This is a genomic window from Streptomyces sp. WELS2, assembly GCF_013870595.1.
In the GTDB taxonomy this organism is placed as follows: domain Bacteria; phylum Actinomycetota; class Actinomycetes; order Streptomycetales; family Streptomycetaceae; genus Streptomyces.
Genome location: NZ_JACBWZ010000357.1, coordinates 1 through 6,052, shown reverse-complemented (window position 1 = coordinate 6,052; position 6,052 = coordinate 1). Strand labels below are relative to the sequence as shown.

6 protein-coding genes and 2 pseudogenes are annotated in these 6,052 nt (G+C 71.4%); 7 read left to right on the top strand and 1 reads right to left on the bottom strand.

Features of this window, described 5'->3' with window-relative positions; genetic code table 11:
* The first annotated feature begins 509 nt into the window (after positions 1-509).
* The 5 genes and pseudogenes from H5J33_RS20315 to H5J33_RS20295 form a co-directional block, all read left to right on the top strand.
* Positions 510-977 (top strand): DinB family protein, encoded by a 468-nt coding sequence (locus H5J33_RS20315; RefSeq protein WP_181796355.1) that lies wholly within the window; start codon positions 510-512, stop codon positions 975-977.
* Complete coding sequence (locus H5J33_RS20310) at positions 974-2,167, top strand: MalY/PatB family protein (protein ID WP_181796354.1); 1,194 nt, start codon at positions 974-976, stop codon at positions 2,165-2,167. Before H5J33_RS20315 ends, H5J33_RS20310 begins: the two co-directional genes overlap by 4 nt.
* 35 nt (positions 2,168-2,202) lie before the next feature.
* Positions 2,203-2,763 carry an ABATE domain-containing protein gene (locus tag H5J33_RS20305; RefSeq protein ID WP_181796353.1) on the top strand — a complete coding sequence of 187 codons (561 nt, stop codon included), beginning with the start codon at positions 2,203-2,205 and terminating at the stop codon, positions 2,761-2,763.
* Between the two features lie 233 nt (positions 2,764-2,996).
* Positions 2,997-3,716 (top strand): RNA polymerase sigma factor, encoded by a 720-nt coding sequence (locus H5J33_RS20300; protein WP_181796352.1) that lies wholly within the window; start codon positions 2,997-2,999, stop codon positions 3,714-3,716.
* 151 nt (positions 3,717-3,867) lie between these two features.
* Positions 3,868-4,689, top strand: a pseudogene (locus H5J33_RS20295) (phosphatase PAP2 family protein); the annotation flags it as partial.
* Here H5J33_RS20295 and H5J33_RS20290 read toward each other — a convergent pair.
* Positions 4,679-5,044, bottom strand: a complete 366-nt coding sequence (locus H5J33_RS20290; RefSeq protein ID WP_309485451.1) for an ATP-binding protein — start codon at positions 5,042-5,044, stop codon at positions 4,679-4,681. The pseudogene H5J33_RS20295 and the gene H5J33_RS20290 overlap by 11 nt on opposite strands.
* A gap of 63 nt (positions 5,045-5,107) precedes the next feature.
* Between H5J33_RS20290 and H5J33_RS36790 the strand changes: the two are divergent.
* Together H5J33_RS36790 and H5J33_RS20285 are read left to right on the top strand one after the other, a co-directional pair.
* A pseudogene (locus tag H5J33_RS36790) lies at positions 5,108-5,651 on the top strand (DUF5753 domain-containing protein).
* On the top strand, positions 5,632-5,892 hold the full coding sequence (locus tag H5J33_RS20285) for a DUF397 domain-containing protein (protein WP_181796350.1): 261 nt from the start codon (positions 5,632-5,634) through the stop codon (positions 5,890-5,892). Before H5J33_RS36790 ends, H5J33_RS20285 begins: the two are co-directional and overlap by 20 nt.
* Positions 5,893-6,052 lie beyond the last annotated feature (160 nt).

The window sequence follows — 6,052 nt, the reverse complement described above, 5'->3', positions numbered from 1 at the left end:
GGTGGCGTCGGCCACCGGCTGGGGGGTGGGTGTCGCCGCCGAAGTGGCGGTGGTCTTCGCCGTGGCGTCGGCGGTGGTGCCGGAGCCCTCCTGGCAGGCCGTCAGGAGCAGCCCGGCACCGAGTACGGCGGAAGCGGCGAAGGCGGCGCGGAAGCGGTGGTTCATGAGGTGTCCTCTCGGTCGGCGAGCGCTGGAGAGCGCCCTTGCGTGATTGCCTCGTCCGATCAGCACGACGGACGGCCCACCGGATCAGTTCGATGCGGTGGCGCCTTCGCGACGGCTCCGGCACACGGCTGTTACAGAACTCACCGGATGCGCACGCGATGTCACCGGTCGCCGCGCCGCATCCCGCCGGGAGACACCATGCGGGACAGTTACTTCCCATGCTTGAATTCGCGCTGTTATCAGCGACTTGTGCCGTTCCTCGGAGAGACGAGCGGGATATGACACCGTCTTGACAGGTGTCGCCATCGTGGTGAAGCTGTCGCTCCGACCGACGAGGAGGGACCGTGCACGATCACGACGAGTACCTGTACTTCCTTCGCCGCGCCTTCGACGGGATGCTCGGCGTACTGGAGGAGCTGGGTGACGACCTCGGCAACACCGCGCCGCGCCTGCCCGGCGCCAACTCCCCCTACGCCATCGCGTACCACTGCGTCGGCGTCGCCGACTACTGGCTGGGCCACGTGGTCGCCGGACGTCGCGTCGACCGCGACCGGCCCGCCGAGTTCACGGCGAAGGGGGACGCGCAGGGCCTGCGGAGGGAGGTCGACGCGCTCTTCGCGCGTCTGGAGGCGGACCTTCGCGCGGCGCCGCCGTCCGGATCGCCGCGCAACGCGCCGCCGGCCGGGTTCGAGGGCCCGGACCGCCCCCTGAGCGTGCGGGGCGTCCGGCTCCACGTACTGGAGGAACTGGCCCAGCACCACGGGCAGGTGCAGATCACCCGCGATCTCCTGCGAGCCGGGGAGCGCGCGTGAGTGCCGCACCGGTCCGGGACGTTCCCGGCTTCGACGACCTCGGCCTCGACTGGCTGCGCGCCCGCGGCAGCGTGAAGTGGCACCGCCCGGAGCGGGACGTCATGCCCGCGTGGGTGGCCGACATGGACTTCCCCATCCCGCCGCCGGTGGTGGACGCGCTGCGCGAGGCCGTTGACGGCCGCGATCTCGGGTATCCGGACTGGCCGGACGGCAGTCCGCTGCGCACGGCCTTCGCCAAGCGGATGGCCGAGCGGTTCGGGTGGGCCGCGTCGGCGCACCGCGTGCGCGAGCAGACCGACCTCATCCAGTGTCTGCAACTCGTCCTCCACCTCGCCACGTCGGACGGCGACGCGGTGGCGGTGCAGACGCCCGACTACCCGCCGTTCCTCGCGACGCTGCGGACGATGAACCGGCGCACCATGCCCGTCCCGATGCTGGACACGGACGACGGCTGGCGCATGGACTTCGCCGCCCTGGACACCGCGGTGAAGCGGGCCGGCTGCAAGGCACTCGTCCTGGTCAACCCGCACAACCCCACCGGCCGGGTCCTGACGCGCGAGGAGCTCGGCGAGATCGCCGCCATCGCGCGACGGCACGATCTGCTCGTGGTCAGCGACGAGATCCACGCCGAGCTGGCCTACGCCCCCCACCGGCACATCCCCTTCGCGAGCCTGTCGGACGACGCCGCCCGGCGCACGGTGACCCTGACCTCCGCGACCAAGGCGTTCAACCTGGCGGCCATCCGCTGTGCCGTGACGCACTACGGCCCCGACCGCCTGCTCGCGCTGCGCGACGCGCAGCCGCCCGACCTGTACGGCACCGTCTCACCGCTCGGTGTCACAGCCACCCTGGCCGCGTGGGAGCACGGCGACGCCTGGCAGCGCGATCTGCTGACCGTGCTGGACCGCAACCGCCGACGCGTCCACGCGGCGTTGCGCGACCGGCTCCCGCCGCTCCGCCACCACCTGCCCGAGGCCACCTACCTGGCGTGGCTGGACACCCGGCCGCTCGGTCTGTCCGAACCGCCGGTGGAGAAGGTGCTCAGGGACGGCCGGGTCCTGCTCGACGGCGGAACGCCGTTCGGCCCGGACTCCGACGGGTTCCTGCGACTGAACTTCGCCACCTCTCGGCAGGTGCTGGAGGAGATCCTGGACCGGGTCGCCAGGGTGCTGGGCGGGCAGGAGGGGTGACGACGGTGCCGGAGAGCGGCTGGCACCATGAGGGTGTGGATGACTTCGTCTTCGTCAGCGGGCGACTGTCCCTGGACCTCGCGGGCACCTTGCTGTGGCGGCGGAGCCGGCGCATCGAGCTGCTGCGTACCCCCGACGACCTAGGACGCTGGATCCGGCAGGCGGGCCTGCTCGACGCTCCCGGCCCGCTGGACCCCCGCGCCCTGTCCCGGACGTGCCGTCTGAGAGAAGCCGTGTACACGCTGGTTCGCGCGTGGCCGCCGGCACCGGCCGCGGACGACGAGGTACGGGAAGCCCTCGCCGAGGTGAACGAGGCGGCCCGGTTGCCGCTGCCCAGGCACCAACTCGACCAGGACGGCCGGCTGACCCGTACCGGGGGCGCCGACGAGGTGCTCGGCGCGGTGGCCCGGGACGCCGTGGGCCTGCTCGGCGGTTCCGACTTCGCCCGCGTACGGGAGTGCCTCAACGAGGACTGCACCCGGCTCTTCGTGGACCTGTCACGGTCCGCGAACCGGCGCTGGTGCGGCATGGCCGAGTGCGGGAACCGGCACAAGGTGGCCAACTACCGCAAGCGGCGGCAGCAGGCGGCCCGCTGACCGTTCCCGGCCGCTGGTGGTCGCCTCGCCGGGGAAGCGCGGTGATCTCGCTCCGCCCGGACGGCCGTCACCGACCGGCGCCTCCCCCCGAGTTCACACGCTCACGGCACATGTCAGGCGTACGCCCCTCGTCGTCGATGACGGCGGGGACGGTGCACGCGACGCCCCGCGTGTGAGGCACATCACCGGAAGGCGGAGCGAGGAGCAGACAGCTCATAGAGGTGAGCATTGACATGCGTGCCCGACTACGGGCTGGGGAGCCGGCCGCGTTCGCCGAGTTGTTCGACAGTTACGCCCGTGGCGTGTACAACCACGCTTTCCGACTGACCGCCGACTGGTCGACGGCCGAGGACGTCATGGCCGCCACGTTCATGGAGGCGTGGCGGCTCCGGGAGAGGATCGATGCCGAGGGCGGCTCGCTGCGGCCATGGCTGCTCGGCATCGCCACCAACACCGCACGCAACCAGATACGCGGAAACCGGGGATACCGCCGGGCGGCGGTGGCCACGGCGGCGGCCGTCCTGCCCGTTCCCGACCACGCCGACGAGGTCACGAACCAGATCGACGACCAGCGCAGGCTGGCGGCGACCCTTCGGGCGCTCGGGGCGTTGCGCAGGACGGAACGTGAGGTCGTCGCGCTCTGTCTGGGGGAAGGGCTCGATTACGAGGCGGCGGCGAAGGCGCTGGGCATCCCGGTGGGCACGGTCGCCTCCCGGCTGTCCCGGGCTCGCAAGAAACTCCGCACTCTCACAGCGGCCGAGCTCGACCAGCACGACGAAGCCGCGGTGGCCGGCCCGCCCTTGGTGAGCGGCCGCGTTCCGCGTGCGCCGCGGGCGAGAAGCACGGATGGATCCGGAAAAGTTCGAGGCAGACGGGAAGCCGGGGCGGCCGGCCGACAGATACCAGGTGACCGCGTCAACACTGTCCGGCCCGCACAGGAAGGAAACCGATGAGCGCGAACACGCCCCGGCAGAGGCCGGGCGCTTGGGAGGAAGCCGCCGCACAGCTGCTGTCCCGCACTGCGCGTGACCTGCCAACGGGCCGCCACGAGTACCACAAGGAGCTTCTGATGGCAGGAATCGAGCAGGCGCAGCGCACGCGGCAGTCCCCCTCCTGCCCCACCTCCGTCGCGTCCTGTCCCGCCCCAACCTGCTGCTGGAACTGCTGCTGCTCCGTGTCACCTACGCGGCCTACCAGCAGGTACGCCTCGCGGCGACCGGCGGCACCATCTCCGGCGGCCGGGCCCGCGCCGAGCACCACGGCCGGATGGTCCTCGGCCTCGAACGCTTCCTGCACATCGACATCGAGCACGCGGTCAACCACGCCGTCGCGAAGACCGGCTGGCTGCGGGAGTTCTTCGTCTTCTACTACGAGTCGTTCCACTTCGTCGTCCCGCTGACCATCCTCGGCGTCCTGTACTGGCGCCGCCCGGCCGACTACCGCTGGGCCCGCGCCTCCCTCGGCTTCGCCACCCTGCTCGCCCTCGTCGGCTTCTGGCTCTTCCCGCTGGCCCCGCCGCGCCTGATGCCGACGCTCGGCATCATCGACACGGTCCACGGCGTCCAGGACTTCGCCAAGCCGGACTACGGCACACTGACCGCCCTGACCAACCAGTACGCCGCGATGCCGTCGCTGCACTTCGGCTGGTCGCTGTGGTGCGGTGTGGTGATCGCCGTCGTCGCCCCCCGCCGGTGGATGAAGGCCCTCGGCCTCCTGCACCCCTTCCTCACGGTCTCCACGATCATCGCCACCGGCAACCACTGGGTCCTGGACGCGGTCGGCGGCGCGGCGGTGGTGGGCGCGGGCTTCGGGCTGTCCTACGTGTTCCAGGGGCCGCGAGCCGGTCTGCCGCCGGGCGCCCTCGCGGCACCGGATTCCGCCCTCTCCCCGTCCGATGACCGGAAGGGAACGCGCGTCACCGGCTGAGCCCGCCGTCGCACGGGGCGGGGCCGCCGTGGCACTCGAACCACACCGTCTTCCCGTCGGCGCCCGGCGACACCCCCCACTTGTCCACCACGGCGTCCAGCAGGGCCAGGCCCCGGCCGCCCTCGGACTCCTCGCCCACCCCGGTCTCGAGCCGGGGCAGCGCGGCGAAGCCGTCGCTCACCTCGGCCCGGACGCCCGCCGCCTGCCGGGCCACGACCACCCGGCAGCGGCGGTCGGGCACATGCCGTACGACGTTGGTGACCAGCTCGCTCACGCCCAGCTCCACGGCGAACGTCAGCGGCTCCAGCTCCCACTCGCACAGCAGCGAGCGGACGATCCGGCGGATGTGGCGCACGGAGTGCTCGCCGACCGTGAACGAGTCCCCATGTGGGCTCTGTTGCGTGAGAGGGGTCGCCCTGTGGCCAACATCAGCACCCTCGACGCGGGCGCGTCCCCGCTCCACTACTACGGCTTCGAGCTACGGCGGTATCGGGAGGCGGCGGGCCTCACGCAACGCGAAAGCGTACGCACGGGCCGTACTCGGAGCTATCGACCAGACCAACCTGGACGACCGTACGGCCGTACGACTCGCTCGACAGGGGGATCTTCGATAAGGAGCTGCCCCCGGCCTTCTGGGTAGTCCTGAGCGAGGCGGCTCTGCATCAAGAGATCGGTGGCCGAGAGGTCATGGCTGCCCAGGTCAACGTCCAGGTGCTGCCGTTTTCGAGCGGCGCCCACGCGGGCATGACCGGCTCTTTCGACGTCTACCGGTTTGCGAGTGACCCGACCATTGTCTACACGGAGGGCTACGGAAGCGCGCATCCGACGGCAAACCCGGAAGCCGTTCGGGACTGCTCGCTCCGTTACGATCACCTCCAAGCCGCCGCGCTCTCGATCCAGAAGTCGGCGGAGTTGATCCGGGGCGCGTCCTGGAGGACCGCTATGGAGAGCAAGTGGCGTAGGTCGTCGTACAGCAGCGACCAAGGCGGCAACTGCGTCGAGTGCGCCCCCCTCGGTGACCTGACCTGGCAGAAGACCTCGTACAGCGGCGACCAGGGCGGCAGCTGCGTAGAGGTCGCCGAACCCCCGTGCAACACCACCGTCGCCATCCGTGACTCCAAGACCCCGGCGGGGTCCGTGCTGAACGTCGGCCCCGCCGCCTTCGGTGACTTCGTCTCCTGGGCGGCCACAGCCGCTGGATGATCGTCCCGGTCGCCTGGCCGCCGCCCGCGCACATGGTGATGAGGGCGAACTCCTTGTCCGCGCGCTCCAGTTCGCGGCTCGTCGGGCGCGGTGCGCCTCATTCCTTTCCCGAGGCCACCGCCGCCAGCACGGCCGAGGCGAGCGCGGCGATCAGCAGCGG

Bases quoted from the DNA above. Each gene is read 5' to 3' on its own strand.
- H5J33_RS20300 (WP_181796352.1), top strand. From the start codon at position 2,997: ATGCGTGCCCGACTACGGGCTGGGGAGCCGGCCGCGTTCGCCGAGTTG.
- H5J33_RS20285 (WP_181796350.1), top strand. From the start codon at position 5,632: ATGGAGAGCAAGTGGCGTAGGTCGTCGTACAGCAGCGACCAAGGCGGC.